This is a genomic window from Oceanicola sp. D3 (assembly GCF_006351965.1).
GTDB lineage: Bacteria > Pseudomonadota > Alphaproteobacteria > Rhodobacterales > Rhodobacteraceae > Vannielia.
On sequence record NZ_CP040932.1, the window covers coordinates 1,525,897 to 1,550,898 of the forward strand.

Genomic DNA, 25,002 nt, shown 5'->3' on the forward strand with positions numbered 1-25,002 from the left:
GTCACGCGCTGAAGGTGGCGGTGAAGGCGCGCTTCAGCGCGAGGTCGAGATCGTCCATCGTGACCGGCAGGCCGAGATCGACAAGCGAGGTGACGCCGTGGCCGGAGATGCCGCAGGGGGTGATGCCGGAGAAGTGCTCAAGCTCGGGTTCGAGGTTGATCGAAATGCCGTGAAAGCTGACCCAGCGGCGCAGGCGGATGCCGATGGCGGCGATCTTGTCTTCGCGGGGCGTGCCATCGGGCAGGGGGGGCTTGTCGGGGCGAGGGATCCAGATGCCCACGCGCCCCTCGCGGCGCTCGCCGGAAAGGCCAAACTCGGCCAGCGTGGCAATGATCCAGGCCTCCAGCTTGTGGACGAAGGCGCGCACATCACGGCCCCGCTCGGCCAGATCGAGCATGACATAGGCCACGCGCTGCCCCGGCCCGTGATAGGTGTATTGCCCGCCGCGCCCGGTGGCGTGCACAGGAAAGCGGTTGGGGGTGAGCAGATCGGCCTCTTGCGCGGAGGTGCCGGCGGTGTAGAGCGGCGGGTGCTCGACCAGCCAGATCGCCTCGGAGGCCGTGCCCGCACGGATCGCCGCCGCCCGCTCCTCCATTCGGGAAACGGCCTCTTCATAGGGGGTGAGCCCCGGCGATGTGATCCATTCGACCATGGCGTCAGATATGCCGTTGGGGCCGAAAGAATCCAGCCCCCGGCTGCAAAAGACAAAGGTTGAAAAAACCGCTTTTCATCGGCCCGGGCTTTCGCTAGAAGCCCTGCACCAAGCCAAGATTTGCGGTCGTGGCGGAATTGGTAGACGCGCAGCGTTGAGGTCGCTGTGGGGTAACACCCGTGGAAGTTCGAGTCTTCTCGACCGCACCATTCTCACAAGTTCGAACGGCGCGGCCGATTCATGTTGTGAGTTCGAACTGTGTTCGAACGGGCGCACCATTCTCTCAAGTTCGAGCGGCGCAGCCGATTCCTGATTTGAGTTCGAGCTCCGTTCCAACGGGCGCGCCATCCTTCCCGCAACTCACCTTCTGACATTCTTCGCGCCGATCGCGCTTGCGCCTTGGGCGGGCAAAACCCTTTGCTCTCAGCGGTTTGCCCGGTTCCAGCGCATGGACGACCAGAGCGATATGCCGATCAGGGCCGCGCCGCCGAGGCCGGTTATGACTTCGGGGATGTGGATGACGGATTGGGCAAACATCACCACCGAGAGTGCGATGATCGCATAGAAGGCCCCATGTTCGAGAAAGCGGTATTCGTTGAGCGTGCCCTTCTCCACCAGCATGATTGTCATCGAGCGCACATACATCGCGCCGATGCCGAGGCCGATGGCGATGATCAGCAGGTTCTGGGTGAGGGCGAAGGCGCCGATCACCCCGTCGAAGCTGAAGGAGGCGTCCAGAACCTCAAGGTAGAGAAACGCGCCGATGCCGCCCTTTGCGGCGGTATTCGCCGATTTCTGGTTGCTGTCGAGCAAGCCGCCCACCACTTCGACCAGCAAGAAGGTGAGCAGGCCCCAGATCGCGGCGGAGAAGAATACCTGCACGTCCGCACCGTCGAGCAGCCGTGAAAAGCCGATGGTGACGAGCAGAACCACGGCCACCTCGATGCCGCGGATGGTGGCGTAATCGGCCATGCGCCGCTCCAGCCAGCGCACCCAGTGAATGTCTTTCTCACGGTCGAAGAAGAAGCTGAGGCCGACCATCATGAGGAAGGCGCCGCCGAAGGCCGCGATGGGCAGATGGGCGTCCTGCATGATGGTGGCGTAGTCCTCGGGCCGGGCGGCGGCGAGCACGATGGCCTGCCACGGGCCGATCTTGGCCGCCACGACCACGATCAGCAGCGGAAAGACGATCCGCATGCCGAAGACCGCGATCAGGATGCCCCACGTCAGGAAGCGCCGCTGCCATTCCGGGCGCATGTCCTTGAGCTTGTTGGCGTTTACGATTGCGTTGTCGAAGCTCAGCGAAATTTCCAGGACCGCGAGCACCGAGCAGATGAAGACGATGCCGAGGGTGCCGGCGAGGGTGCCCGTCGTGACCCAGCCGAGCCATGCGCCAAGCAGGATGCCAAGGGCCGTTACGATGAAGGCCCATTTGAAGTAGGAGAGCAGGCCGCGTGCTGTTGCAGCCTTGCCGGGGCGGAGGGTCTCTTGTGCCATGGTCTCGTCTTTGCAGGCGGCTGGAATATCTGGATGCCGACATCACGGAAGCGCCGTCACTTCCGCCAGAGGGGCCCGGTCACCGGTTTGTCGCGCAGGGGCGCGTTGGAATGAAGGTAAGGGTGAGCGTTGATCTTTCACAGGGTCATCGGGGTGCCTTTTGCTGTTTTTCGGGCCTGGTCCGGCAGGCGTGTCTTGGGCTAAGCCACGGGGGTGGGCCGGGCGCAGCTCTATCAGATCATGTCGACCGGCCCCTCCAACTCGCCGTTCATGGTGTTCTGCAAGAACTACGCGGTGGATGGTGTCAGCGACCTTGGCTTTTCGATCAAAACGCCAACAAGGATCTCGGCTACTTCCTGAAAATGGCCGAAGACCTTGGCACCCGCGCCGAGATTGCCGAGGGCACATCGCACAACCTCATGGCCGCCGTGGAGGCGGGGATGGGCGATGACAATGTGCCGGAGATCTTTGATTGCTTCGTCACGTTGAAGGCCTAGCCAATCGGCCCCGTCCTTGGACGACTGGGCTGGAGGGCGGCACCGCGCTGGCAAAGGTGCAAGCGCCCCTGTTGCAAGGGGCGCTCGTCCGTTATGGCGGCCTCTAGCGGATGACCAGCACCGAGCACTTGGAGTGGCGCACCACGCGGGCGGCGTTGGGGCCGAGGAGGTAATCCTTGAAGTCCTCCCCATGGGCCCCGATCACGATCAGATCGGCGCCGGTGACCTGTGCGGCCTTCAGCACCTCCTCATACACCGTGCCAACCGCAACAACGTGGCGGACGTGCTTGTTGGCCTCATCCCCGATGACGCCCTCCACCATCTTGTCGAGCAAGGTGGCCGCGCCATCCCGGGCGGTTTTGACGTGATGGGCCTCGAAGTAGGAGCCGACAACCGAGGCGCCGAAATCTGGCACAACGGTGATGACATCAAGCGTGGCACCGTAGAAGGCGGCCAGTTTCTGGGCTTCGCGCAGAACAGAGGCTTCTTCTTCGGGGCGGTTGATGTCGACGGCGCAGAGAACGACTTCGGTCATGCCGGGGCTCCTTCCATTTCGGGCTCTTTGCGGCGGTGTTGCAGGAAGGCGATCAGCCCCAACAGCAGCAGCGCGGGGATAAAGATCAGCTCCTTGGGCAGGCCGTGCACCGGTGCCCGCACTGCGGTGATCTCGACCCGGTCGTCGCCGTAGAAGTCGAAGCTGGAGAGGTCTTCGGCGATTGGCGAGCCAAAGGCGGGTTCGTCAAGATACATCCGGCCCTCCTCGGGCACCATCAGGAAGCCCATCGCCTCGACACGGGCGGCGGCGTCATCGCCCTCGGGCACCTGAAGCACCAGCGTGGTATCCTTCATCTCCAGCGTGTCGAAATCGGGGCCGGAGACCACCACGCGCAGGGTATCGCCCACGTCTGCCTCGCCCACCGCCTGCTCGAAGCCCGCAGGCTCGATATCGGCGAAGGGTGGCTGGATCTGATCCATGAAGAAGCCGGGGCGGAACAGGGCGAAGGCGATCACCAGCAGGGCCACGGTTTCATAGATCCGGTTGCGCACGAGGAAGAAGTTCATCGTGGCCGCCGTGAACACGAGGATGCCGATGGTGGCGACGATGAAGACGATGATGCCCTGCACCCATGTCACGTCGATCAGCAGCAGGTCGGTGTTGAAGATGAAGACGAAGGGCAGGGCCACCGTGCGCAGGCTGTAGAAGAAGGCGGTAAAGCCGGTGCGGATGGCATCGCCCCCCGAAACAGCCGCCGCCGCAAAGCTCGCTAGCCCCACGGGTGGCGTTACATCTGCCATGATCCCGAAGTAGAAGACGAAGAGGTGCACCGCGATCAGCGGCACCACGAGGCCCGACTGCGCGCCAAGCTCCACCACAACGGCCACCATCAGCGAGCTGACCACGATGTAGTTGGCCGTGGTTGGCAGGCCCATGCCGAGGATCAGCGACAGGATCGCCACGAAGATCAGCATCAGGATCAGGTTGCCGCCGGAGAGGAACTCAACAAAATCGGCCATCACCTGACCGATGCCGGTGAGCGAGACGGTGCCCACGATGATACCGGCGGTGGCCGTTGCAAGGCCGATGCCGATCATGTTGCGGGCGCCGTCGATCATGCCTTCGTAAAGGTCAAAGAGGCCGTCCTTCAGCCGGTTCAGCGCCGCGCTTTCGCCCCGGAACATCGCCTTGAGCGCCTTTTGCGTCAGCAGGATGCCGAAGAGCAGGAAGGTGGCCCAGAAGGCCGAGAGGCCGGGGGATTTGCGCTCGATCATCAGGAAGTAGACGAGCACGATGATCGGCAGCAGGTAGTAGAGGCCCGATTTGTAGATTTTCGGGATGTCCGGCAGTTCCACCACTTCGGCGTTGGGATCGTCTGGCTCAAGGTCCGGCACGGTGGAGGCGAGGTAGATCAGGCCGAGGTAGACGAGGCCGAGCAGCGCCGCGAGGATCAGCCCCGAGCCTTCGGGGAACATCGAGGTGATCGCCTGCACCGGAAACTTGGTGGCGTAGCAGAGGATGGCGAAACCGGCGAAGAAGGCAAACATGCCGAGGATGGTGTTGAAGAGGTTCACCACCTTGTTGCCGATGGTCGGCATCTTGTTCTTCACCGCTTCGAGGTGAACGATGTAGACCAGCGCGATGTAGCTGATGATCGCAGGCAGGAAGGCGTGGGTGATGACCTCGACGTAGGAGATGCCCACGTATTCGACCATCAGAAAGGCCGCCGCGCCCATGACCGGGGGCATGATCTGCCCGTTCACCGAGCTTGCCACCTCGACCGAGCCGGCCTTTTCGGCCGAGAAGCCGACGCGCTTCATCAGCGGGATGGTGAAGGTGCCGGTGGTCACCACGTTGGCGATGGAAGAGCCGGAGATGAGGCCGGTGGCCGCCGAGCCCACAACGGCGGCTTTGGCAGGCCCGCCGCGCAGGTGGCCAAGCGCGCCAAAGGCCATCTTGATGAAGTAGTTTCCCGCGCCCGCCTTATCCAGCAGCGCCCCGAAGAGCACGAAGAGGAAGACGAACTTGGTGGACACGCCGAGCGCGATGCCAAACACGCCCTCTGAGGTGATCCACATATGCGACATGGCTTTGCGCAGCGAGGCACCGGCCCAGCGGATCTGGTCGGGCACCACCTCGGACGAGCCGAAGAAGACATAGAGCAAAAACACAACCGCGAGGGCCACCATGACGGGGCCCAGCGTGCGGTAGGCGGCGATGAAGAGCAGGATCAGGCCGAGCAGCGCCGCGATGGCGTCGGTGTCATCTGCGAGGCCCCCGTTGCTGACGATCTTGTCGTAAAAGATATAGCCATACATCGCCAGCGCGGCGCCGCCGAGCGCCAGCACCCAATCATACCAGGGCACCGAGGTTTTCGATGCGCCCTTCCAGAGCGGGTAGGCCATGGCGGAGAGGAAAATGGCGAAGGCGAGGTGAATCTGGCGGGAATTGTTGATCAGATCGCCGGGCAGGATGTAGGGCGCCCATGGCGAGGCGAGCAGCACCTGAAAGATCGACCAGACAAGGGCGACAACAGCAATCGCCGTGCCCAATGTGCCCGGAACCGAGCGTGCGCCACTGTCGGAGGCGGCAACGAGTTCCTGTAGCTCTTCTTCACTGAGCGCGCGATTTTCCTTGGACATGGTCCACCCCCGTGTCGGCCATTCTGGCCTGTTGTCATTCTTGGTCCCCGTTGTCCGGAGGGCGGCGCGCCGCCCCCCGGGATCGTGTCAGTGCCGGTCGATTACTCGATCAGGCCCTTTTCCTTGTAGTAGGCCTCTGCGCCCGGGTGCAGCGGGGCGGAGAGCGACTGCGTGGCCATCTCTTCCATCGTCAGGTTGGCGAAGGCGGGGTGCAGGCCCTTGAAGTCTTCGAAGTTGTCGAAGACCGCAGCGGTCAGCGCCTTCACGGCATCTTCCGACACGGCGTCGGAGGTCACCAGCGTGGCACGCACACCGAAGGTGGTCGTGTCGCCGTCATTGCCGCGATACATGCCGCCGGGGATGGTGGCCACGGAGTAGAAGGGGAACTCTTCGACCAGCGCGTTCACCGCGTCGCCAGAGACTTCCACCAGCACCGAGTCACAGGCCGTGGTGGCTTCCTGGATGGAGCCGGAGGGGTGGCCGACGGTGTAAACCATCGCGTCGATCTGGTTGTCGCAGAGGGCGGCGGACTGCTCGGCAGCCTTCAGCTCGGAGGCGAGAGCAAAGTCGCCTGCCGTCCAGCCCATCTTTTCCATCAACACTTCCATCGTCGCCCGCTGGCCGGAGCCGGGGTTGCCGATGTTCACGCGCTTGCCCTTGAGGTCTTCAAAGGTGGAAATCCCGGAATCGGCGCGGGCCACCACGGTGAAGGGCTCGGGGTGCACGGAGAACACTGCGCGCAGGCCGTCAAAGGCGCCATCCTCAAACTGCACCACGCCGTTGAAAGCGTTGTACTGGATGTCGGACTGGGCAACGCCGAATTCCAGCTCGCCTTCCTTAATGGTGTTCACGTTGTAGACCGAGCCGCCGGTGGACTCGACCGAGCAGCGAATGCCGTGGTCGCGGCGACCCTTGTTCACGAGGCGGCAGATTGCGCCGCCGGTGGGGTAATACACGCCGGTCACGCCGCCGGTGCCGATGGTGATGAACTCCTCGGCCTGCGCGGCCGGGGCCATCAGCGCGGTGGTGGCCGCGGCAATGGCCGTGAGTTTCAGTTTGTTGAACATTATCATCTCCCTTTGGTTCGATGTTCGAAGTTTTTTATAGATCCCAGACTTCTGCCAAGACCCGGTTTGCCCCCTCCACCTCAGCGATTCTTGCGCGGGCTGCTGGCCCGGAACGGCTTACCAATATCCCGATAAGCGTCTCCACAAGGAACATCGTGACGACGTAGGAGGAATAGAAATGCGGACTGTTGGTTGCGACGATGAAGCCTGCGTCGGCATGTTTCAAGGCCGGACATTTGTGGGTGTCGGTGATCAGCACCACATGAACACCCTTGCTATGCGCCAGCTCTGCCGCGCGGATCGCCCTGTCGGAGAAGGGCGGCTTGGTGACGACGATAAGCACATCGCGTGCATCCAGCCCGGTGAGCCCGCCCCCGAGGGAAGCGCCCATGCGCCCGGCCATGACCCAGTTGTCGGCACAGAAATTGGCCATGTAAGACAGGTATTCCACCACGCCCGTTGAGCCGAGCGCACCCAGCAGCAGCACCTTGCGGGCCGCCGCGATCTTGTCGACCGCAGCATCCAATGCTGCGCGGTCAACGCTTTCGGCAAACTCCTTGAGGTTGGCCTGACAGGCGGCGAGGTGGGCATCCAGAAAGCTCGCGCGGTTTTCGCTGTGTGCCTGCTGAAGCTGTTCGGCGCGGCCTGCAAAATCGTTGACGCGGCGGTTGATCTTGCGGCGCATCTCCTCGCGCAGCTCTTCGAATCCGCCATAATCGAGCGCACGGGCGAGCCGCGAAAAGGAGGCCGGAGATACGCCGCTGTCACGCGATACGGTGCGCAGGGTGCGGGTGGCTGCATTCACCGGGTTGGCTGAGAGATAGTCAGCCGCCTGCCGCAGGGTGCCGCTCAGCTCCCCGTATTTCTCGCTCAGGCGCATCTCGAATGTTGGCAAAACATTCCCCCGCTGCAGTTGGTTCGACCGTCCGCATTGTTTCAATCGTTGTCAATGTTTGAATCACCTGTTTCAGTGGGGGCAGGTTCTCTGACAATCTGGAAAGCACATGACTCACGTGTTTGGACGGCAGACCAAGGGCAAGCTGCCCATGGCAGTGCGCGGTGAAGGTATCTACCTGTATGATTCGGGAGGAAAATCCTATCTGGACGGCTCAGGCGGCGCGGCGGTGTCCTGCCTTGGGCATGGCGACAAAGACGTTATCGCGGCGATCCGGGCGCAGCTTGAGTCGCTGGAGTTTGCGCACACGGGTTTCCTTACGTCACCCCCGGCGGAGGCGCTGGCCGATGCGCTGATTGCCCATGCGCCGGAGGGGATCGAGCGGGTTTATCTGGTTTCGGGCGGCTCGGAGGCGGTGGAATCAGCGCTCAAGCTGGCGCGGCAGTACATGCTGGAGATCGGCCAGCCCGAGCGCACCCGCTTCATCGCCCGCCGCCAAAGCTATCATGGCAACACGCTGGGCGCGCTGGGCACAGGGGGCAACCTGTGGCGGCGCGCTCCCTTCGATCCGGTGATGGTTTCGGCCAGCCACATTGCGCCCTGCTACGAATACCGGGGCCGCGAGGCGGGCGAGAGCGCGGAGCAATACGGCCAGCGCGTGGCCGATGAGCTGGAGGCCGAACTGCTGCGCGTCGGCCCGGACACGGTGATCGGCTTTCTGGCCGAGCCGGTGGTGGGGGCCACGGCGGGGGCGGTGCCGGCGGTGCCGGGCTACTTCCGCCGCATCCGCGAGATTTGCGACAAGTACGGCGTGCTGCTGATCCTTGACGAGGTGATGTGCGGCATGGGGCGCACCGGCAGCTTCTTTGCTTGCGAGCAGGACGGCGTGCGCCCCGATATCATAACCATCGCCAAGGGCTTGGGCGCGGGCTATCAGCCGATTGGTGCAATGCTCTGTTCGGGCGAAATCTACCGCGCCATCGAGGAGGGCAGCGGGTTTTTCCAGCATGGCCACACCTACCTTGGCCATCCGGTGGCCTGCGCCGCGGCACTCGCGGTGGTGACCAAGCTGACAACAGGCGGGATGACCGCGCGGGCCGCCGAGATGGGGCACTATCTGGGCGAGGCGCTGGAGGCGGAGTTTGGCCAGCATGCGCATGTGGGCGACATTCGCGGGCGCGGCATGTTCCGTGGGCTGGAATTTGTGGCAGATCGCGCCACCAAAGCGCCGTTCGACCCAAGCCGCAAACTCGCGGCCCGGCTGAAGGCGACTGCCATGGAGAACGGGCTGATCTGCTATCCGATGAATGGCACGATTGACGGGCAGTCAGGTGACCACGTGCTGCTCGCCCCGCCGTTCATTTGCACCAAGGCGCAGATAGATGAGTTGGTGGGCAAGCTCTCGGCCAGCGTGCGGGCCGTATTGGCTTGAATTGGTGGGGATAGGGCAGGGCACCCCGGCGCGAACTGCGGCGCCGGGGTGAAAAAGTGTGTTCAAGCAGCGCGGACCAGCGAGGGGCGGGTTTTGCCCTCTACCAGTGCCGCATGAAGCGCGGCTGTTGCGGGCTTCAGCGCATCCCGGTCGAGGATGAATTGCACATCCACATTGCGCGGGCCCTGACTGGCGCCGATGGCCTCCAGCCCGGCAGAGGCGATGGCCTGCAAACCGCGCGTGAGCACCGAAAGCCCCGAAAGGTCACGCCCGATCACCGAGGCCATGGCAATGGCACGGGCGCTGATTTCGGCGGAGGGGTAAAGCTTCGTCAGGTCGTTCTCGACCCGCCGCAGCGCCTTCATCGAGCTATCGACGTAATGGGTGATCGTGTTGGCGTTGGAGACCTTCGACACGATCCGCACGTTATGGCGCTTGAGCACGTCGAGAATGGCCGCGTCATAGCCCTTAACGCCCACCATGTCTTGCTCGAAGACTTCCAGCGCAAAAAGATCGAGCCCGGTGACGATTTCCACCGCCGGGGAGTCGGCAGGGCGGTCGTCGATGAGGGTGCCCGGATCTTCGGGTTCGAAGGCGTTGGTCACCCGCAGCGGCACTTCGGCCTGGCGCAGGGTTTTGGCGGCCTTGGGGTGGATCGCCTCCATCCCGAGGTTCGAGAGCTGATCGGCCACGTCGTAGTTGGTGCGGCCGAGCTTGCGCACCGCCCCGTCGCCCACCAGCTTGGGATCGGCGGAGGAGAGGTGAAACTCCTTGTGGATGATCGCCTCACGCGCGCCGGTCAGGGCTGCGAGCCGCGAGAAGGTGACCTCGGAATAGCCACGGTCAAATTCACCCATCAGCCCTTCGACGCATTGCGCGTAGCCGGTGACGATGGGCATTTCTGTCATCATATCAATGCCATCCAGCGCGGCGGTGATGCGCTCTCCCAGCGAGAGGCCGCCTTCGTCACGCCAGCCCGAAAGATCGACGAAGCGCGCCTTTACGCCCGCCCGCTTCAGCATCAGGGTGGTGACGTAGGCCGAATGTGCCTCGCCCATACCGGCGAGCAGTTCGCGGGTGTGGGCCAGGTTTTCGGACAGGCGAAAGTGGCCGTGGCGGCACAGGCGGCGCAGGTTCAGCAGGCTGGTGCGGGCACCTTGAATGCGCTCTTCCACAAAGGTCTCGGCCTTTTCGAGATCTTCCGGTGCCTCCAGCACTCGGGTGTTGGCCGCGCGCATGGCCTCAGCCACGCGGTTCAGCCGGGCCTCCCAGCCCTCGCCTTCGGCATCGTCGCCCATGGCATAGGCCGCATAGACCCCGGGCTCGCCGGTTTTCTTGTGCTCCAGCAGCAGGTTGGTAATGCCGCCGAAAGCCGACACCACGAACACCCGGCCATAAAGCTCCTCCGCGCCGCGCCCACCCAGGATAAGCGTGTCGCGCAGGTCATGAATGCGGTCCATCGAGGTGCCGCCGATTTTTTCAACCGTATGGGTCATCTCAGGCCTCCACGGCCTCTTCGGCGGCGGCATAGGAGCCGTCTTCACGGTGCACCTCGGTGCCAGTCACGGGCGGGTTGAAGACGCAGGCCATCACCAGCTCTTCTTCGGCCCGCAGCACGTGGCGGTCATGCTCGTTCAGCGCATACATCACGCCGGGCTTGATCGCGTGGGTCTCGCCGGTCGCCAGATCGGTGATCGAGCCCTTGCCTTCCATGCAATAGACGCTCTCGAAGTGGTTCTTGTATTCGAAGGTGTGCTCCGAACCGGCTTCAAGGAAGGTGATGTGGAACGAAAAGCCCATGCCATCCTGCGCCAGCAGCATCCGCACGGAGCTCCACTGGGCATCGCTGACCACACGGTCGCGCTCGTTTTTGACGATCTCGTTGAAATCTCTGACAATCATCGGGGTTACTCCGCTGCAATCTTGGCTTGGCTGTCCAGCACGCCACGGGCGGCGGTCAGCAGGATATCGAACCCCTTCGAGAAGGTCTCGACGGGGGTTGTGAGGGGGGCGAGCACCTTGACCACCTGGTCTTCGTTGCCAGAGGTCTCGATGACGAGGCCCAGCTCGTAGGCGCGGGCGCAGATGGCACCGGCCAGCTCGCCGGAGCCCACATCGACGCCCTGCATCAGGCCACGGCCCTTGAGGTGTGCGCCGGGCACGAGGGCGGCAACATCGGCGAGCCGGTCGTGAATGAGCTGCTGCTTCTCTGCCAGCTCCTTCTGAAAGGCATCATCGGCCCAGAACTTCTCGATCGCCACGCGGGCGGTCACGAAGGCATGGGTGTTGCCACGGAAGGTGCCGTTGTGCTCGGCGGGGCCAAACACGTCATGCTCGGGGCGCACCAGCAGCATGGCGAAGGGCAGGCCGAAGCCCGAAAGGCTCTTGGCCATCGTCACGATATCCGGGGTCACGCCCATCTCCTCGAAGGAGAAGAAGGTGCCGCAGCGCCCGCAACCGGCCTGGATGTCGTCGATGATCAGCAGCGCACCGTGCTTCTTGGCGATCGCTGCGATGTGGCGCACCCATTCGGGCCGCGCGGCATTGAGGCCGCCTTCACCCTGAACGGTCTCCAGAATGATTGCGGCGGGCGCGTCCACGCCGCCGGAGGCATCCGAGAGCATCTGCTCAAGCTGCGCGGCGGTATCGACATCTTCACCGAAGTAAGCGTCATAGGGCATGCGGGTCACGCCCGAGGTCGCCATCGCAGCGCCGCCCCGGTGGTAGCCGTTGCCGGTGGCTGCCAATGCGCCCATGGTCACGCCGTGGAAGCCGTTGGTGAAGGCGATGATATTGGTGCGGCCAGTGACCTTGCGGGCAATCTTCATCGCCGCCTCAACGGCGTTTGCGCCGGTCGGGCCGGTGAACATCAGCCGGTGATCCATGTCGCGGGGCGCGAGGATGTGGCGCTCGAAGGCGTCGATGAAGGCGCCCTTGGCATCGGTGTGCAGGTCGAGCCCGTGCGCAATGCCGTCACCCGTGATGTGATCGACCAATGCGGTCTTCATATCGGGGTCGTTGTGGCCGTAGTTCAGCGAAGAGCAGCCGGCGAGAAAGTCGATCCAGGCGTTGCCATCGGCGTCGATCAGCTCGGAGCCGCGCCCCTTGGAAAACATCGCGGGCATGCCACGGCAATAGGAGCGGGCCTCGCTCTCGCGACGGGTAAAGATATCAGCGGTATCGGTCATGTCCTTGGGCATGAGGAATCCTTTCAGGATTGAATCCGGTCTGTTGGGGGTCAGAGGTCGATCAGGCCGCGCGCGCCAGCGCACCGGGGGAGGGCAGGCTGATCGTCACCATGTGTTCGGTGTCGTGTTGACCGCCAAAATGGGCATCGCTCTCGAAGTGCGGCTCGTCGCTCAGCTCGCCGCCGATAGAGCGGGCGAAGCTGCGGAAGAGGCCCCAAGAGGCGGCGTTATCCTTGGTGATCGTGGTCTTCAGGTGGTCTGCCTCATCACAGGCGTCACGCTCGATGAGTTCGGCCAGCATCAGCTTGCCGAGGCCGAGGCCCCGCGCTTTGGCGCTGACGGCGACCTGCCAGACGAAGAGCTCGTTTTTGGCGGGGATGATGTGGCCAGAGATCCAGCCGACGATTTCGCCATCAAGCTCGGCCACCACGCAGGTATCGCGAAAGTGGTCGGCCTGAATGAGGTTGGCATACATGGAGTTCTCGTCGAGTGGCTTGCAGCTTTTGACAAGCGCCCAGATGTCAGCCCCGTCCGTCGCATCAGGTTTGCGCAGAAGGGGCGTGCGCGATCGGGGTTCGGCGAGATCTCTTGGCATGGTCATCTATCCTCATTTACTTCGTAAGGCTAACTAATCCGGTTGGAGGAGTAATTCAACACGCGAAGGAAAGTTTCATTGTCATTTCACAAAAAAGCAGAAATCTGGCAGGGAAATGCTTAAAAACCGTGTAGGTTCCGCAACAAATGCCCTTTGTTTTGTGAAGTATCCGCCCAGGATGCTTTGGGGATTGAAGAGATTTTCGGCCTCGTGCAACAGTTTGGGCATGACAGGAACATCCGCCGACCGTGTTGACGAAAGCCTGATTGCGCTGCGGCGCATTCTTCGGGCCACGGCGCTCTATGACCGCGACCTTGCCCACACCGTCGGCGTCACCCCGGTGCAGCTGCGGGTGTTGCAGATCCTGCACGGCAAGCCCGGCGGCACCAGCACACCCAAGGCGCTGGCCAACCAGATGGGCGTTGTTCAGGCCACGGTGACGGCGCTGATCGACAAGTTGCAAGCCACCGGCCACGTGGCCCGCGAGCGCTCCGAGACCGACCGGCGGCAGACCAATGTTGTCATCACCGCCAGTGGCCGGGAGGTGGTGAAGGACGCGCCAGATGCGCTTCAGCAGCGCTTTGTGCGTGCCTTCGATCAGATGGCCGATTGGGAGCAGGCCCAGCTTGTGGCCTCGCTGGAGCGTGTGGCGGCGATGCTGGATGCCGAAGAGATAGACGCGTCTCCGCTGCTGACGGCAGGCGCGATTCATGCGCCGCACAAGCCACGCTAGGGCAGGCGAGGCGGCGGCGAAGGCCTCTGCCCCCCGGCTGCGCGCAGGTCTACACTCCGCCGCATGACTGATTCCCCAAGCACCCGCGACATCCATCAGGCCGACCGTCACTTCCTGCACCCGTGGGAGGATGTGACCGCCATTGGCGAGACGCATCGCACGGTGCTGACCGACAGCGACGGCATCTATGTGACCGACAGCAACGGCAAGCGGATGATCGACGGCCCCGGCGGCATGTGGTGCGTGAACGTGGGCCACGGGCGCGAGGAGATCGTGGAGGCCTGCGCCGACCAGATGCGCCGCCTGTCGTATTTTTCGCCCTGGTCGATGGCCTCGGATGTGGCCGCCGCGCTGGCCAAGCGCCTCGCCGCCCTCGCGCCGGGTGACTTGAACAACGTGTTCTTCACCACCGGCGGCTCTACGGCGGTGGATAGCGCCCTGCGCTTCGCCTTCTTCTACAACAACTGCCTCGGGCGGCCTGAGAAAAAGCACATCATATCAAGGGTCAACGCCTATCACGGCTCCACTTACCTTACCGGCTCCTGCTCGGGGAAGATGCGAGAGAAGGCGGAGATGGACATGATCGAGGATCACATCCACTTCCTCTCCTGCCCCAAGCCGAAGGACCGGCCCGAGGGGCAATCGCTGGAGGATTTCACCGCCGAGAAAGTGGCTGAGCTGGAGGCGATGATCCTCTCGGTCGGCCCCGATAAGGTCGCCGCCTTCATCGCAGAGCCGGTCATGGCCTCGGGCGGGGTGATTGTGCAGCCGGAGGGCTACCTTGCGGGCTGCGCCGAGGTTTGCCGCAAGCATGACGTGCTCTTCATCGCCGACGAGGTGGTGACGAGCTTCGGGCGGCTCGGGCATTACTTTGCCAGTGAAAGCGTGTTCGGCGTGCAACCCGACATGCTGACCACCGCCAAGGGCCTCACCTCGGGCTACCAGCCGCTCGGCGCGCTCTTCCTCTCCGACCGGCTCATTGCCGAGATCACCGCGGCCACCAACGAGGGCAAAGGCTTTACCTCGGGCTTCACCTACTCCGGCCACCCGGTCGCCTGCGCCGCCGCGATGGCCAACCTCGACATTTTCGAGCGCGATGGCCTGCTGGAACATGTTCAGCGCATCGCGCCCCACTTCGAGGCCGCGCTGCGCTCGCTCTCCGACATCCCGGCGATCTCCGATATCCGGGTGAAAGGCCTGATGGCGGGCATCGAATGCGAGCTGGACCCGGCAAACCCGGATGAAGACAGGGACATGGCCTTCGCCACCAAGGTCGACGAGATCTGCCAGCGCCACGGGCTGCTGCTGCGCCCGGTTTACAATGCCTGCGTGATGTCTCCGCCGCTCACCATAACCGAAAGCCAGATTGACGAGATGGTGCGCATCCTGCGGCTGGGCTTTGAAGAAGCGCTTGCGGCGTGAGCTTTTTCACGGTTCTCGTCAATCCGATCCTGCCGGTTTTCGCCATCCTCGCGCTGGGCTGGGGGCTGGGCAAGGGCGGGCAGCTGAGCGAAGAGTCTGCCCGCACGATCAACCGCTTCGCCATGACGGTGCTGGTGCCCATCGTGGTGCTGGACCTGCTGTGGAACGCCCCCTTCGACACCTTCCGCCTCACGCCCATCCTTCTCTACTCGGCAGCGCAGATCGGGCTCTTCGCACTGGGCTATCAACTTGCGCGGCGGCTCTTTGGGGCGGGGCCGGGGGAGTCGGTTGTACTCGGCTACGCAGGCATTTTTGCCAACAACGTGTTCTACGGGCTGCCCATCGGCGTGCTGCTCTATGGAGAGGGCGGGGTGCTGCCGATCACCATGGTTGTGGTGCTCGACTCCACCGTAAGCTTTGGCGGCACGATGTTTGTCTTGCAGGCGATCAAGCTGGGCAAGGTGTCTCCCGGCTCGGTGCTGGCCATCTTCGCCCGCACGCCCACGCTGCTGGCGATCTTCGGCGGCACGGCGCTGGGCCTCGCGGGCGTGCCGGTGCCTGCCCCGCTTCAGACCTTTCTGGATTTCAACGGCGTGGCCGCCGCGCCGGTGGCGCTCTTTTCGCTCGGCGTGGTGCTGAGCGCGGTGGCCTTCCGCTTCGATACGGCGGTGGCGGTGGTGAGTGCCATCAAGCTTGTGCTCTTTCCCGCCCTCGTCGCGCTCTTGCTCACCCTGTTCGCAGGCGGGTGGGAGGCCAACCGGCTCTTCGTCTTTGCCGCCGCGCCGCCTACGGGCGCCATGGCGATGAGCCTTGCCCTGCTCTACGACGTACCCGCCGCACGGGTGGCGCAGGTGATGGTCTGGACCGCCTTCCTCAGCCTCTTTGCGCTCGCGGTGCTGGCCTAGTCTTGACCTTGCCCGGCACCGGGCGCAGGCTCGCCGCGCAATTCCCATCCTTCGGAGACCGCCATGAACGTCCAGTCCCCCAATGATCTCAGAGCCTTCTGGATGCCCTTCACGGCCAACCGCCAGTTCAAGGACAACCCGCGCATGTTCGTGGGTGCGAAAGACATGCATTACACCACCTCCGACGGGCGCGAGGTGCTGGATGGCACGGCGGGGCTGTGGTGCTGCAACGCGGGCCATGCGCGGCCCAAGATCGTGGAGGCGGTGCAGGCGCAGGTGGCGGAGATGGATTATGCCCCCGCCTTCCAGATGGGCCACCCCAAGGCCTTCGAACTCGCCAACCGGCTGGTGGATATGGCGCCCGAGGGGATGGACCATGTGTTTTACACCAACTCCGGATCGGAGAGCGTGGATACCGCTCTGAAGATCGCGCTGGCCTACCATCGCGCACGGGGCGAGGGGCAGCGCACCCGGCTGATCGGGCGCGAGCGCGGCTATCATGGCGTGGGCTTCGGCGGCATCTCGGTGGGCGGGATCGTCAACAACCGCAAGTTTTTCGGATCGCTGCTGAACGGGGTCGATCACCTGCCGCACACCCATCTGCCGGAAAAGAACAGCTATTCGCGCGGCGTGCCCGAGCACGGCGCAGAGCTGGCCGACGAGCTGGAACGCATCGTGGCGTTGCACGGGCCAGAGACGATTGCCGCCGTGATCGTGGAGCCGCTTGCCGGCTCGACGGGCGTGATCCTGCCGCCGAAAGGCTATCTTGAGCGGCTGCGGGCGATCACCGAAAAGCACGGCATCCTGCTGATCTTCGACGAGGTCATCACCGGCTTCGGCCGCCTCGGCGCGCCATTCGGGGCCGACTACTTCGGCGTCACGCCCGACCTGATGACAACCGCCAAGGGCATCACCAACGGGGTGATCCCGATGGGCGCGGTGTTCTGCTCCGGCGCGATCCACGATGCCTTCATGCATGGGCCGGAAAACGCCATCGAACTCTTCCACGGCTACACTTACTCGGGCCACCCCATTGCCGCCGCCGCTGGGCTGGCAACGCTGGAGACCTACCGCGAGGAGGGGCTCTTTGAGCGGGCCGCCGAGCTGGCGCCCTACTTTGAAGACATGCTGCACGGGCTGAAGGGCCTGCCCCACGTCATCGACATCCGCAATCTCGGGCTGGTCGGCGCGGTGGAACTTGAGCCCATCGCGGGCGCCCCCACCAAGCGCGCCTTCGAGGCGTTCCTTGCGGCCTACGAAGAGGGCGTGCTGATCCGCACCACGGGCGACATCATCGCCCTCTCGCCGCCGCTCATCATCGAGAAGGCTCAGATCGACCGGATCGGCGAGGTGTTGGCCAAGGTGCTGAAGTCGCTCGCCTGACAGTGCCACCAACGCACCGTCATCCTCGGGCTCGACCCGAGGATGGCTGCACCCTACGGAGACCACATGCAACACATCGAATTGGTGATCTTCGATTGTGATGGGGTGCTGGCCGATAGCGAGGTGATCTCGGCCCGGGTGCTGGTGGAGGCGCTGGCCCACCACGGGCTTTCGGTGACGATGGAGCATGTGTTTCGCAACTTCGTCGGCCAGAGCTTTCCGAAGGTGGCGCAGAAGATCCGGCGCGATTTTGCGCTCGACCTGCCCGATAGCTTCGAGACGGAGTATCGCAGTCGGCTGGTGGAGGAGTTCGCCACAGGGCTGCGCGAGACCGAAGGGGTGAGCGCGATGCTCGAGGCGCTGGGGCGGCGGGCCTGCGTGGCCACCTCCTCCTCTCCGCAAAGGGTGGGGCGCACGCTGGGGCTGCTGAAGATGGAGCGGTTTTTTGAACGGGTGTTCACCGCCTCGGAGGTCGCGCGGGGCAAGCCTGCGCCCGATCTCTTCCTCCACGCGGCCAAGTGCCTGAACGTGCGGCCAAAATCCTGCCTTGTGATCGAAGACAGCAAGGCCGGTCTGCGCGCGGCGCAGGCGGCGGAGATGGAGGTTTGGCGCTATATCGGCGGCGCGCATTTTGCCGGGTTCACGCCGGAAGATATCGACACGCCCGCCGGACTCCGCACCTTTGACAACTGGTCCGCTTTCTATCAAATGGCCCCCGAGTTTAAAAAAGACGCATAGCGGGGAGAGCGGATGGCGCGGGCTGCGGGCGAGACGGCAAGGCTGGATGATGCTGCCCGAGCGGGCTGGCTCTACTACGTGGCTGGCAACACGCAGGATGAGATCGCCCGCAAGCTGGGGGTGTCGCGCCAGTCGGCGCAGCGGCTGGTCAGCCTCGCGGTGGCCGAGAAGCTGGTGAAGTTTCGGCTCGATCACCCGATTGCCCGCTGCATGGACCTTGCCGCCGCCCTGACCGAGCGTTTCGATCTGCAGTTTTGCGACGTGGTGCCCACCGACCCGGCCGCGCCCGAGCTGGCCACCGGCGTTGCAGCGGCGGGGGCGGCGGAGATGGAGCGCTGGCTGGCCGACCCGGAGCCGCGCGTGATCGGCCTTGGCACCGGGCGGATGCTGCGGGCCTGTGTGGAGCAGCTGCCGCGGATGGATTGCCCACAGCATCACCTTGTTTCGCTCGTCGGCAACATGAGCCCGGATGGCTCGGCCACCGCCTACAACGTGGTGGTGCGGCTGGCCGAAAAGGTTGGCGCGCCGCATAACCCCATGCCGCTCATTGCCGTGGTGCGCTGCGCCGATGACCTCAAGCTGATGCACGCGCAGGAGCCTGTGGAGAACACGCTGGCGCTGGCGGCGCGGGCCGATGTGACCTTTGTCGGTCTCGGCCATATTGATGAAACCTCGCCGCTGGCTGTTGATGGGTTCATCAGCCCCGAGGAGAGCGCCGAACTGATCGCGCAGGGCGCTGTAGGCGAGATGGTGGCCTGGGCTTTTGACGGCGAAGGCCGCCCGATCGAGGGGCTGACCAACGCGCGAGTGTCCTCGGCCCCGCTCGATCCGGGCACCTCGCGGCGGGTCTGCGGGCTGGCGCTGGGGCATGCAAAGCAAAAGGCGATTCTCGGCGCGTTGCGCGGCAAGCTCATCAACGCGCTCATCACCGATGAGGCGACGGCCGAGGCAGTCCTCTCCATCGCCTGACCGGCAACTCCCTAAACTTTAAATGAAATCCCCTGCCTCACAGGCGGGGCGGCGCGCATTTGTGCAGCCGCAGGATGAGGGTGTTGACAGACTCCTCTCCTCAATGTGAGTATTTGCCCACTACGATAGCATTTGCCCGATAAGGGCATTGGGAGGACATCAATGACTTGCACGCTTCGCGCCCTTCTGGGCGCCACGGCTCTGTGCGCGGTTGGCTCCGTTGCCGCCGCCGAAACCCTGACCATCGCCACCGTGAACAACGGCGACATGATCCGCATGCAGGGTTACACCGACGATTTCACCGAAAAGACCGGCCACGAAGTTGAGTGGGTGACACTGGAAGAGAACGTGCTGCGCCAGCGCGTGACCACCGACATCTCCACCAAGGGCGGCCAGTTCGACCTGATGACCATCGGCATGTACGAGACGCCGATCTGGGGCAAGCAGGGCTGGCTCGTGCCGCTCGACGACCTCAGCGCCGAGTATGACACCGGTGATCTGCTGCCCGCCATGGCCGGTGGCCTCTCGGTCGACGGCACGCTCTACGCCGCACCTTTCTACGGCGAGAGCTCGATGGTCATGTATCGCAAGGACCTGATGGAAGCTGCCGGCATGGAAATGCCCGAAGCCCCCACCTGGGACGACATCAAGGCCGCCGCCGAAGCGATGACCGACAAGGACAACGAAGTCTACGGCATCTGCCTGCGCGGCAAGGCCGGCTGGGGCGAGAACATGGCCTTCCTCACCGCCATGTCCAACTCCTTCGGCGCCCGCTGGTTCGACGAGGACTGGAACCCGCAGTTCGACACCGAGGCCTGGAAAGAGACCCTGACCTTCTACCTCGACCTGATGAACAACTACGGCCCTCCCGGTGCAGCCAACAACGGCTTCAACGAGAACCTGGCACTGTTCCAGCAGGGCAAGTGCGGCATGTGGATCGACGCCACCGTTGCAGCCTCCTTCGTGACCAACCCCGACGACAGCACCGTTGCTGACCAGGTTGGCTTCGCGCTGGCGCCCGACACCGGCAAAGGCCCGCGTGGCAACTGGCTCTGGGCCTGGGCCCTCGGCATCCCTGCCGGCACCCAGAAAGAGGACGCTGCCAAGCAGTTCATCGAGTGGGCCACCAGCAAGGACTACATAGAGATGGTCGCCGAGAAGGAAGGCTGGGCCAACGTTCCCCCGGGCGCACGCAAGTCGCTCTACGAGAACCCCGAGTACCAGAAGGTTCCGTTTGCCGACATGACGCTGAAGAGCATCGAAACCGCCAACCCGAACCAGCCGACGGTTGACCCGGTGCCCTACATCGGCGTGCAGTTTGCCGCGATCCCCGAGTTCGCCGGTTTCGCCACCCAGGTTGGGCAGGAGTTCTCTGCCGCTCTGGCTGGCCAGCAGTCGGCTGACGATGCGCTGGCAAAGGCCCAAGACCTCGTGAACGAGGAAATGGAAGCCGCCGGCTACAAGTAAGCCATTACGGAATGCGGGCCCTCCCGCAACCGTCGGGCGCCCTTGCCAAGGTGGCGCCCGACACCGGCCCCGGCGGCCCGCGCTGCTTTGCGCGATCTTGCCGGACGCCAATCTTCTCGGGCGCGTCCGAGCCCACCCGAGACCTTAAGCGCAGAAGAGCCTGCCGCGCCTGACCCCGGCCTGCGGCACCAGAGGAGGAGACACCCATGGCGACCCAGCACGCCCGCGCTGCAGCCCGGTTGATGAACGCACCCGCCGTCTTTGTGCTGCTGGTGTGGATGCTCATCCCGCTGTGCATGACGGTCTACTTTTCCTTCACCGATTACCGACCGTTGCGCGGCGTTTTCGATTGCTGCGTCGGCTTTCAGAATTACGAGCGCTTCGTCAGCTCATCTTCCTTCCTCAGCTCGGTGGCCACCACGCTCATCATGGTTGGCGGCATCCTTGCCATCACCGTGATCGGGGGCGTGTTGCTGGCGCTGCTGCTCGACCAGCCGATCTGGGGGCAGGGGATTGTGCGCATCCTCGTCATCGCGCCCTTCTTCGTCATGCCGACCGTCTCGGCGCTGGTCTGGAAGAACATGTTCATGAACCCGGTCAACGGGCTCTTCGCCTACCTTTGGAAGTTCTTCGGGGCGACGCCAATCGACTGGCTCTCGGAGCTGCCGCTGTTCTCGATCATCTGGATCGTCAGCTGGCAGTGGCTGCCCTTCGCCACGCTGATTTTGCTCACCGCCGTCCAGTCGCTCAGCTCCGAGCAGCTTGAGGCCTCCGAGATGGATGGGGCAGGGGCGCTGAGCCGCTTCTATTACATCATCCTGCCGCACCTTGGCCGGGCAATCACCGTGGTGATCCTGATCCAGACGATCTTCCTGCTGTCGATCTTTGCGGAAATCTTCGTCACCACCAACGGCGCCTTCGGCACCCGGACGCTCACCTACCTCGTCTACCAGCGGGTTCTGGAAAGCCAGAACATCGGGCTCGGCTCCGCCGGCGGTATCCTTGCCGTCATCCTCGCCAACATAGTCGCGATCTTCCTTATGCGGATCGTCGGCAAGAACCTGGACAACTGAGGGAGGGCTGAACACATGGCACGCGCCGTTACAACACAACGCAAGGTCATCGCCACCGCCGCCGCATGGACCATCGGCATCGCGATTTTCTTCCCGATCCTCTGGACGGTTCTGACCAGCTTCAAAACAGAGGCCCAGGCCATTGCCGACCCGCCGATCTGGCTCGGCTTTGACTGGACGCTGGAAAACTACTCGGTGGTGCAGGAGCGCTCCAACTACTTCCGCTTCCTGATGAACTCGGTGATCATCGCCGTGGGCTCCACCGTACTTGGCCTGCTCATCGCCATCCCCTCCGCTTGGTCCATGGCCTTCGTGCCCGGCAAACGCACCAAGGACGTGCTATTGTGGATGCTTTCCACCAAGATGCTGCCTGCCGTCGGCGTGCTCTTCCCGATCGTGCTGATCGCCCGGTTCCTAGACCTCTACGACACGCACATCCTGCTGATCGTGGTGCTGATGCTGATGAACCTGCCGATCATCATCTGGATGCTCTACACCTACTTCAAGGAAATCCCGGTGGATATTCTTGAGGCCGCGCGGATGGACGGCGCCTCGCTGAAATCCGAGATCATCTACGTGCTCACCCCCATGGCGCTGCCCGGCATCGCCTCGACCATGCTGCTCAACATCATTCTGGCGTGGAACGAGGCCTTCTGGACGCTCAACCTCACCACCACCAAGGCCGCGCCGCTCACCGCCTTCATTGCCAGCTACTCCAGCCCCGAGGGCCTGTTTTACGCCAAGCTCAGTGCCGCCTCGACAATGGCCATCGCGCCCATCCTCATCATGGGGTGGTTCAGCCAGAAGCAACTGGTGCGTGGCCTCACCTTCGGCGCCGTCAAGTAAAGGAAAAAGACCATGGGACGCATTACACTGGACAAGGTCGCCAAGAGCTTTGGCGAGGTCAACGTGATCCCGCCGCTGGATCTGACCATCGAAGACGGCGAGTTTGTGGTGTTCGTCGGGCCTTCGGGTTGCGGCAAATCCACCCTGCTGCGGCTGATTGCCGGGCTTGAGGATGTGTCGGGCGGGCAGATCCGCATCGACAGCAAGGACGCCACCACCACGCCCCCCGCCAAGCGCGGGCTGGCGATGGTGTTCCAGTCCTACGCGCTCTATCCGCATATGTCGGTGCGCAAGAACATCGCCTTCCCGCTGAAGATGGCGGGGATGGATCAGGCCGAGCAGGAAAAGCGCGTTGATTACGCCGCCAAGGTGCTGAACCTTGCCGATTACATCGACCGTCGCCCCGGCCAGCTTTCGGGCGGTCAGCGCCAGCGTGTTGCCATCGGCCGCGCCATCGTGCGCGAGCCCTCGGCCTTCCTCTTTGACGAGCCGCTCTCCAACCTCGACGCGGCGCTCAGGGTGAACATGCGGCTCGAAATCAGCGAGCTGCACAACAACCTGAAAACAACGATGATCTACGTCACCCACGATCAGGTCGAAGCCATGACAATGGCCGACAAGATCGTGGTGCTGCAGGCCGGTGTCATCGAGCAGGTCGGCTCGCCGCTGGAGCTTTACCAGACCCCGCGCAACCTCTTCGTGGCGGGCTTCATCGGCTCGCCGAAGATGAACTTCTTCGCGGGCGAAGAGGCCGCCAAGCATGATGCTGCTACCATCGGCGTGCGCCCCGAGCATCTGGATGTGAGCACGAGTGAAGGGCTGTGGAAGGCCAAGGTCGGCGTGGCCGAGCACCTTGGCTCCGACACTTTCCTATATGTGCACCCCGAGGGCGTTGATACATTGGAAGATACCGTGACCGTGCGGGTCGACGGCGAGATGGCGCTGCGCCACGGCGATGAGGTTTGGCTTACGCCGCAGGCGGGCAAGATTCACCGCTTTGACGGCGCCGGGCTGCGGATTGGTTGAGATGGCGATCACACTGGATAACGCGGCCCTGTCGTCGCTGCCCGAGGGCGTTGCCGCGCCGGAGTATGACCGCGCTGACCTGACGCCCGGCATCCTGCACATCGGTGTGGGCAACTTTCACCGCGCGCATATGGCCTGGTATCTTGACCGGCTGTTCGGGCAGGGCGAGGGGCATGACTGGGCCATTGTCGGCGCCGGGATCAAGCAGTTCGACGCCGCGCGCCGCGAGGCGCTGAAGGCGCAGGACTGGCTGACAACCGTGGTCGAGCTGGACCCGGCGGCGCTGACTGCCCGCGTCACCGGCGCAATGGTAGACTTCTGCGAGATCGACGGCGCGGCGCTGGTGGCCCGTATGGTCGATCCGGCCATCCGCATCGTCTCGCTGACCATCACCGAGGGTGGCTACTTCGTGGATGCCGAAACGGGCGGCTTTGACAAATCGAACACTGAGATAGCCGCAGACGCGCAAAACCCGGAAGACCCTGAAACGGTTTTTGGGCTTCTTGTCAAAGGCTTGGAGGCGCGGCGTGACGCAGGGCTTGAGCCCTTCACCGTGATGTCTTGCGACAATCTGCCGGAAAATGGCCATGTGGCCAAAGCGGCCGTTGTCGGCATGGCCGAAATGATCGACCCCGAGCTTGCCGCATGGATCGGGGCCAATGTCGCCTTCCCCTCCGGCATGGTTGATTGCATCACCCCCGCCACCGGCCCGCGCGAGATTGCGCTCGTGCAAGACAAGTTCGGCGTGGACGACAAGGCCCCGGTGGTCTGCGAGCCGTTCCGCCAATGGGTGCTTGAAGATACCTTCCCCCAAGGCCGCCCGGCGCTGGAGAAGGTGGGCGTGGAGTTCGTGCCCGATGTCGCGCCTTATGAGACCATGAAACTGCGCATCCTCAATGCAGGCCACGCCGCCATTGCCTACCCCTCGGCTTTGCTCGGGCATCACTTTGTCCACGAGGGCATGCAAGACCCGGATATCACCGCATGGCTCAAAGCGCTGATGCGCTCCGAGGTCATCCCGGTGCTGCCCGAGATCGCGGGCGTCGACTTTGACGCCTACCTCGAAAAATCCGCCGAGCGCTTCGCCAACCCCGAAGTGGGCGACACCATCGCCCGGCTTTGCCTCGATGGCTCCAACCGCCAGCCCAAATTCGTTCTGCCAACGGTGCGCGAAGCGCTGGAGGCGGGCTCTGCGGTGCAGGGGCTTGCGCTGGAGGTCGCGCTCTGGTGCCGCTACTGCGCCGAAACCACCAAGGGCGAGATCACGCTGGAGGACGAGCGGGCCGAGGCCTTGCAGGCCGCCGCGCTGAAAGCGCAAACCGATCCGTCTGCCTTTCTGGCGCTCAGCGATGTCTTCGGTCGTTTGGGCGAGGCCCCCCGCTTTGTGGAGGCCTTCGCCGCCGCTCTGGCCGATCTCGATGAGAAGGGCCCCCGCGCGGTGTTGCAGGAGTATGTGGCCGCGCAGGCCTGAGCCTGCGC

The 25,002-nt window shown here is 63.8% G+C and carries 24 protein-coding genes and 1 tRNA gene; 15 read left to right on the forward strand and 10 right to left on the reverse strand.

Annotated features, from left to right (window positions below; genetic code table 11):
- Position 1: 1 nt before the first annotated feature.
- Positions 2-652 (reverse strand): lipoyl(octanoyl) transferase LipB, encoded by a 651-nt coding sequence (gene lipB, locus FHY55_RS07810; RefSeq protein ID WP_140013651.1) that lies wholly within the window; start codon positions 650-652, stop codon positions 2-4.
- Positions 653-774: 122 nt separating this feature from the next.
- Between lipB and FHY55_RS07815 the strand changes: the two genes are divergently transcribed.
- Positions 775-861, forward strand: a tRNA-Leu gene (locus FHY55_RS07815).
- 214 nt (positions 862-1,075) lie between these two features.
- On the opposite strand, the gene FHY55_RS07820 is transcribed toward FHY55_RS07815, so the two are convergent.
- The gene (locus FHY55_RS07820) at positions 1,076-2,149 is read right to left on the reverse strand and encodes a DUF475 domain-containing protein (RefSeq protein ID WP_140013652.1); all 1,074 of its coding nucleotides are present in this window, start codon (positions 2,147-2,149) and stop codon (positions 1,076-1,078) included.
- 213 nt (positions 2,150-2,362) lie between these two features.
- Here FHY55_RS07820 and FHY55_RS20745 point away from each other — a divergent pair, with 213 nt between their 5' ends.
- A complete protein-coding gene (locus FHY55_RS20745) occupies positions 2,363-2,509 on the forward strand; it encodes a hypothetical protein (RefSeq protein WP_254695452.1) in 147 nt (48 codons plus the stop codon).
- A gap of 2 nt (positions 2,510-2,511) precedes the next feature.
- The gene (locus tag FHY55_RS20870; protein WP_256377577.1) at positions 2,512-2,646 is read left to right on the forward strand and encodes a hypothetical protein; all 135 of its coding nucleotides are present in this window, start codon (positions 2,512-2,514) and stop codon (positions 2,644-2,646) included.
- Between the two features lie 103 nt (positions 2,647-2,749).
- On the opposite strand, the gene FHY55_RS07830 is transcribed toward FHY55_RS20870, so the two are convergent.
- From FHY55_RS07830 to FHY55_RS07845, 4 genes are all read right to left on the reverse strand, one after another.
- Positions 2,750-3,181: a universal stress protein gene (locus tag FHY55_RS07830; protein WP_140013653.1), complete on the reverse strand. Its 432-nt coding sequence runs from the start codon at positions 3,179-3,181 to the stop codon at positions 2,750-2,752.
- A complete protein-coding gene (locus FHY55_RS07835) occupies positions 3,178-5,784 on the reverse strand; it encodes a TRAP transporter permease (RefSeq protein WP_140013654.1) in 2,607 nt (868 codons plus the stop codon). Before FHY55_RS07835 ends, FHY55_RS07830 begins: the two co-directional genes overlap by 4 nt.
- Positions 5,785-5,885: 101 nt before the next feature.
- Positions 5,886-6,851: a TAXI family TRAP transporter solute-binding subunit gene (locus tag FHY55_RS07840; RefSeq protein WP_140013655.1), complete on the reverse strand. Its 966-nt coding sequence runs from the start codon at positions 6,849-6,851 to the stop codon at positions 5,886-5,888.
- A gap of 34 nt (positions 6,852-6,885) precedes the next feature.
- Positions 6,886-7,746 (reverse strand): MurR/RpiR family transcriptional regulator, encoded by an 861-nt coding sequence (locus FHY55_RS07845; protein WP_254695453.1) that lies wholly within the window; start codon positions 7,744-7,746, stop codon positions 6,886-6,888.
- A gap of 109 nt (positions 7,747-7,855) precedes the next feature.
- Here FHY55_RS07845 and FHY55_RS07850 point away from each other — a divergent pair, with 109 nt between their 5' ends.
- Positions 7,856-9,178 carry an aspartate aminotransferase family protein gene (locus tag FHY55_RS07850; protein ID WP_140013656.1) on the forward strand — a complete coding sequence of 441 codons (1,323 nt, stop codon included), beginning with the start codon at positions 7,856-7,858 and terminating at the stop codon, positions 9,176-9,178.
- A gap of 62 nt (positions 9,179-9,240) precedes the next feature.
- On the opposite strand, the gene FHY55_RS07855 is transcribed toward FHY55_RS07850, so the two are convergent.
- The 4 genes from FHY55_RS07855 to ectA are packed head-to-tail and all read right to left on the reverse strand — an operon-like array spanning position 9,241 to position 12,961.
- Positions 9,241-10,674 carry an aspartate kinase gene (locus FHY55_RS07855; protein WP_140013657.1) on the reverse strand — a complete coding sequence of 478 codons (1,434 nt, stop codon included), beginning with the start codon at positions 10,672-10,674 and terminating at the stop codon, positions 9,241-9,243.
- 1 nt (position 10,675) lies between these two features.
- Positions 10,676-11,080 carry an ectoine synthase gene (locus tag FHY55_RS07860; RefSeq protein ID WP_140013658.1) on the reverse strand — a complete coding sequence of 135 codons (405 nt, stop codon included), beginning with the start codon at positions 11,078-11,080 and terminating at the stop codon, positions 10,676-10,678.
- A 5-nt stretch (positions 11,081-11,085) separates the two neighbouring features.
- Positions 11,086-12,378, reverse strand: a complete 1,293-nt coding sequence (ectB, locus tag FHY55_RS07865) for a diaminobutyrate--2-oxoglutarate transaminase (protein ID WP_140013659.1) — start codon at positions 12,376-12,378, stop codon at positions 11,086-11,088.
- Between the two features lie 49 nt (positions 12,379-12,427).
- On the reverse strand, positions 12,428-12,961 hold the full coding sequence (ectA, locus tag FHY55_RS07870) for a diaminobutyrate acetyltransferase (protein ID WP_140013660.1): 534 nt from the start codon (positions 12,959-12,961) through the stop codon (positions 12,428-12,430).
- A 226-nt stretch (positions 12,962-13,187) separates the two neighbouring features.
- On the opposite strand from ectA, the gene FHY55_RS07875 reads away from it, so the two are divergent.
- The 11 genes from FHY55_RS07875 (at position 13,188) to FHY55_RS07925 (ending at position 24,994) form a co-directional block, all read left to right on the forward strand.
- Positions 13,188-13,694: a MarR family winged helix-turn-helix transcriptional regulator gene (locus FHY55_RS07875; RefSeq protein WP_140013661.1), complete on the forward strand. Its 507-nt coding sequence runs from the start codon at positions 13,188-13,190 to the stop codon at positions 13,692-13,694.
- A 63-nt stretch (positions 13,695-13,757) separates the two neighbouring features.
- Positions 13,758-15,116 (forward strand): aminotransferase, encoded by a 1,359-nt coding sequence (locus FHY55_RS07880; RefSeq protein ID WP_140013662.1) that lies wholly within the window; start codon positions 13,758-13,760, stop codon positions 15,114-15,116.
- Positions 15,113-16,021 (forward strand): AEC family transporter, encoded by a 909-nt coding sequence (locus tag FHY55_RS07885; protein ID WP_140013663.1) that lies wholly within the window; start codon positions 15,113-15,115, stop codon positions 16,019-16,021. Before FHY55_RS07880 ends, FHY55_RS07885 begins: the two co-directional genes overlap by 4 nt.
- Positions 16,022-16,084: 63 nt before the next feature.
- On the forward strand, positions 16,085-17,404 hold the full coding sequence (locus FHY55_RS07890; protein WP_140013664.1) for an aspartate aminotransferase family protein: 1,320 nt from the start codon (positions 16,085-16,087) through the stop codon (positions 17,402-17,404).
- Positions 17,405-17,470: 66 nt separating this feature from the next.
- Positions 17,471-18,142: an HAD family phosphatase gene (locus FHY55_RS07895; protein WP_140013665.1), complete on the forward strand. Its 672-nt coding sequence runs from the start codon at positions 17,471-17,473 to the stop codon at positions 18,140-18,142.
- Between the two features lie 12 nt (positions 18,143-18,154).
- Positions 18,155-19,111, forward strand: a complete 957-nt coding sequence (locus FHY55_RS07900) for a sugar-binding transcriptional regulator (RefSeq protein ID WP_140013666.1) — start codon at positions 18,155-18,157, stop codon at positions 19,109-19,111.
- Positions 19,112-19,273: 162 nt separating this feature from the next.
- Positions 19,274-20,578, forward strand: a complete 1,305-nt coding sequence (locus tag FHY55_RS07905; RefSeq protein ID WP_140013667.1) for a sugar ABC transporter substrate-binding protein — start codon at positions 19,274-19,276, stop codon at positions 20,576-20,578.
- Between the two features lie 206 nt (positions 20,579-20,784).
- A complete protein-coding gene (locus FHY55_RS07910) occupies positions 20,785-21,651 on the forward strand; it encodes a carbohydrate ABC transporter permease (RefSeq protein ID WP_140013668.1) in 867 nt (288 codons plus the stop codon).
- Positions 21,652-21,666: 15 nt separating this feature from the next.
- Complete coding sequence (locus FHY55_RS07915) at positions 21,667-22,497, forward strand: carbohydrate ABC transporter permease (RefSeq protein WP_140013669.1); 831 nt, start codon at positions 21,667-21,669, stop codon at positions 22,495-22,497.
- A 12-nt stretch (positions 22,498-22,509) separates the two neighbouring features.
- Complete coding sequence (locus tag FHY55_RS07920; protein ID WP_140013670.1) at positions 22,510-23,523, forward strand: ABC transporter ATP-binding protein; 1,014 nt, start codon at positions 22,510-22,512, stop codon at positions 23,521-23,523.
- Between the two features lies 1 nt (position 23,524).
- Positions 23,525-24,994, forward strand: a complete 1,470-nt coding sequence (locus tag FHY55_RS07925) for a mannitol dehydrogenase family protein (RefSeq protein WP_140013671.1) — start codon at positions 23,525-23,527, stop codon at positions 24,992-24,994.
- Positions 24,995-25,002: the final 8 nt, after the last annotated feature.

Excerpts from the sequence above, each read along its gene's own strand:
- lipB (WP_140013651.1), bottom strand. The coding sequence starts at position 652 with ATGGTCGAATGGATCACATCGCCGGGGCTCACCCCCTATGAAGAGGCC.
- FHY55_RS07820 (WP_140013652.1), bottom strand. The coding sequence starts at position 2,149 with ATGGCACAAGAGACCCTCCGCCCCGGCAAGGCTGCAACAGCACGCGGC.
- FHY55_RS20870 (WP_256377577.1), top strand. The coding sequence starts at position 2,512 with ATGGCCGAAGACCTTGGCACCCGCGCCGAGATTGCCGAGGGCACATCG.
- FHY55_RS07830 (WP_140013653.1), bottom strand. The coding sequence starts at position 3,181 with ATGACCGAAGTCGTTCTCTGCGCCGTCGACATCAACCGCCCCGAAGAA.
- FHY55_RS07835 (WP_140013654.1), bottom strand. The coding sequence starts at position 5,784 with ATGTCCAAGGAAAATCGCGCGCTCAGTGAAGAAGAGCTACAGGAACTC.
- FHY55_RS07840 (WP_140013655.1), bottom strand. The coding sequence starts at position 6,851 with ATGTTCAACAAACTGAAACTCACGGCCATTGCCGCGGCCACCACCGCG.
- FHY55_RS07850 (WP_140013656.1), top strand. The coding sequence starts at position 7,856 with ATGACTCACGTGTTTGGACGGCAGACCAAGGGCAAGCTGCCCATGGCA.
- FHY55_RS07855 (WP_140013657.1), bottom strand. The coding sequence starts at position 10,674 with ATGACCCATACGGTTGAAAAAATCGGCGGCACCTCGATGGACCGCATT.
- FHY55_RS07860 (WP_140013658.1), bottom strand. The coding sequence starts at position 11,080 with ATGATTGTCAGAGATTTCAACGAGATCGTCAAAAACGAGCGCGACCGT.
- ectB (WP_140013659.1), bottom strand. The coding sequence starts at position 12,378 with ATGCCCAAGGACATGACCGATACCGCTGATATCTTTACCCGTCGCGAG.
- ectA (WP_140013660.1), bottom strand. The coding sequence starts at position 12,961 with ATGCCAAGAGATCTCGCCGAACCCCGATCGCGCACGCCCCTTCTGCGC.
- FHY55_RS07875 (WP_140013661.1), top strand. The coding sequence starts at position 13,188 with ATGACAGGAACATCCGCCGACCGTGTTGACGAAAGCCTGATTGCGCTG.
- FHY55_RS07880 (WP_140013662.1), top strand. The coding sequence starts at position 13,758 with ATGACTGATTCCCCAAGCACCCGCGACATCCATCAGGCCGACCGTCAC.
- FHY55_RS07890 (WP_140013664.1), top strand. The coding sequence starts at position 16,085 with ATGAACGTCCAGTCCCCCAATGATCTCAGAGCCTTCTGGATGCCCTTC.
- FHY55_RS07895 (WP_140013665.1), top strand. The coding sequence starts at position 17,471 with ATGCAACACATCGAATTGGTGATCTTCGATTGTGATGGGGTGCTGGCC.
- FHY55_RS07900 (WP_140013666.1), top strand. The coding sequence starts at position 18,155 with ATGGCGCGGGCTGCGGGCGAGACGGCAAGGCTGGATGATGCTGCCCGA.
- FHY55_RS07905 (WP_140013667.1), top strand. The coding sequence starts at position 19,274 with ATGACTTGCACGCTTCGCGCCCTTCTGGGCGCCACGGCTCTGTGCGCG.
- FHY55_RS07910 (WP_140013668.1), top strand. The coding sequence starts at position 20,785 with ATGGCGACCCAGCACGCCCGCGCTGCAGCCCGGTTGATGAACGCACCC.
- FHY55_RS07915 (WP_140013669.1), top strand. The coding sequence starts at position 21,667 with ATGGCACGCGCCGTTACAACACAACGCAAGGTCATCGCCACCGCCGCC.
- FHY55_RS07920 (WP_140013670.1), top strand. The coding sequence starts at position 22,510 with ATGGGACGCATTACACTGGACAAGGTCGCCAAGAGCTTTGGCGAGGTC.
- FHY55_RS07925 (WP_140013671.1), top strand. The coding sequence starts at position 23,525 with ATGGCGATCACACTGGATAACGCGGCCCTGTCGTCGCTGCCCGAGGGC.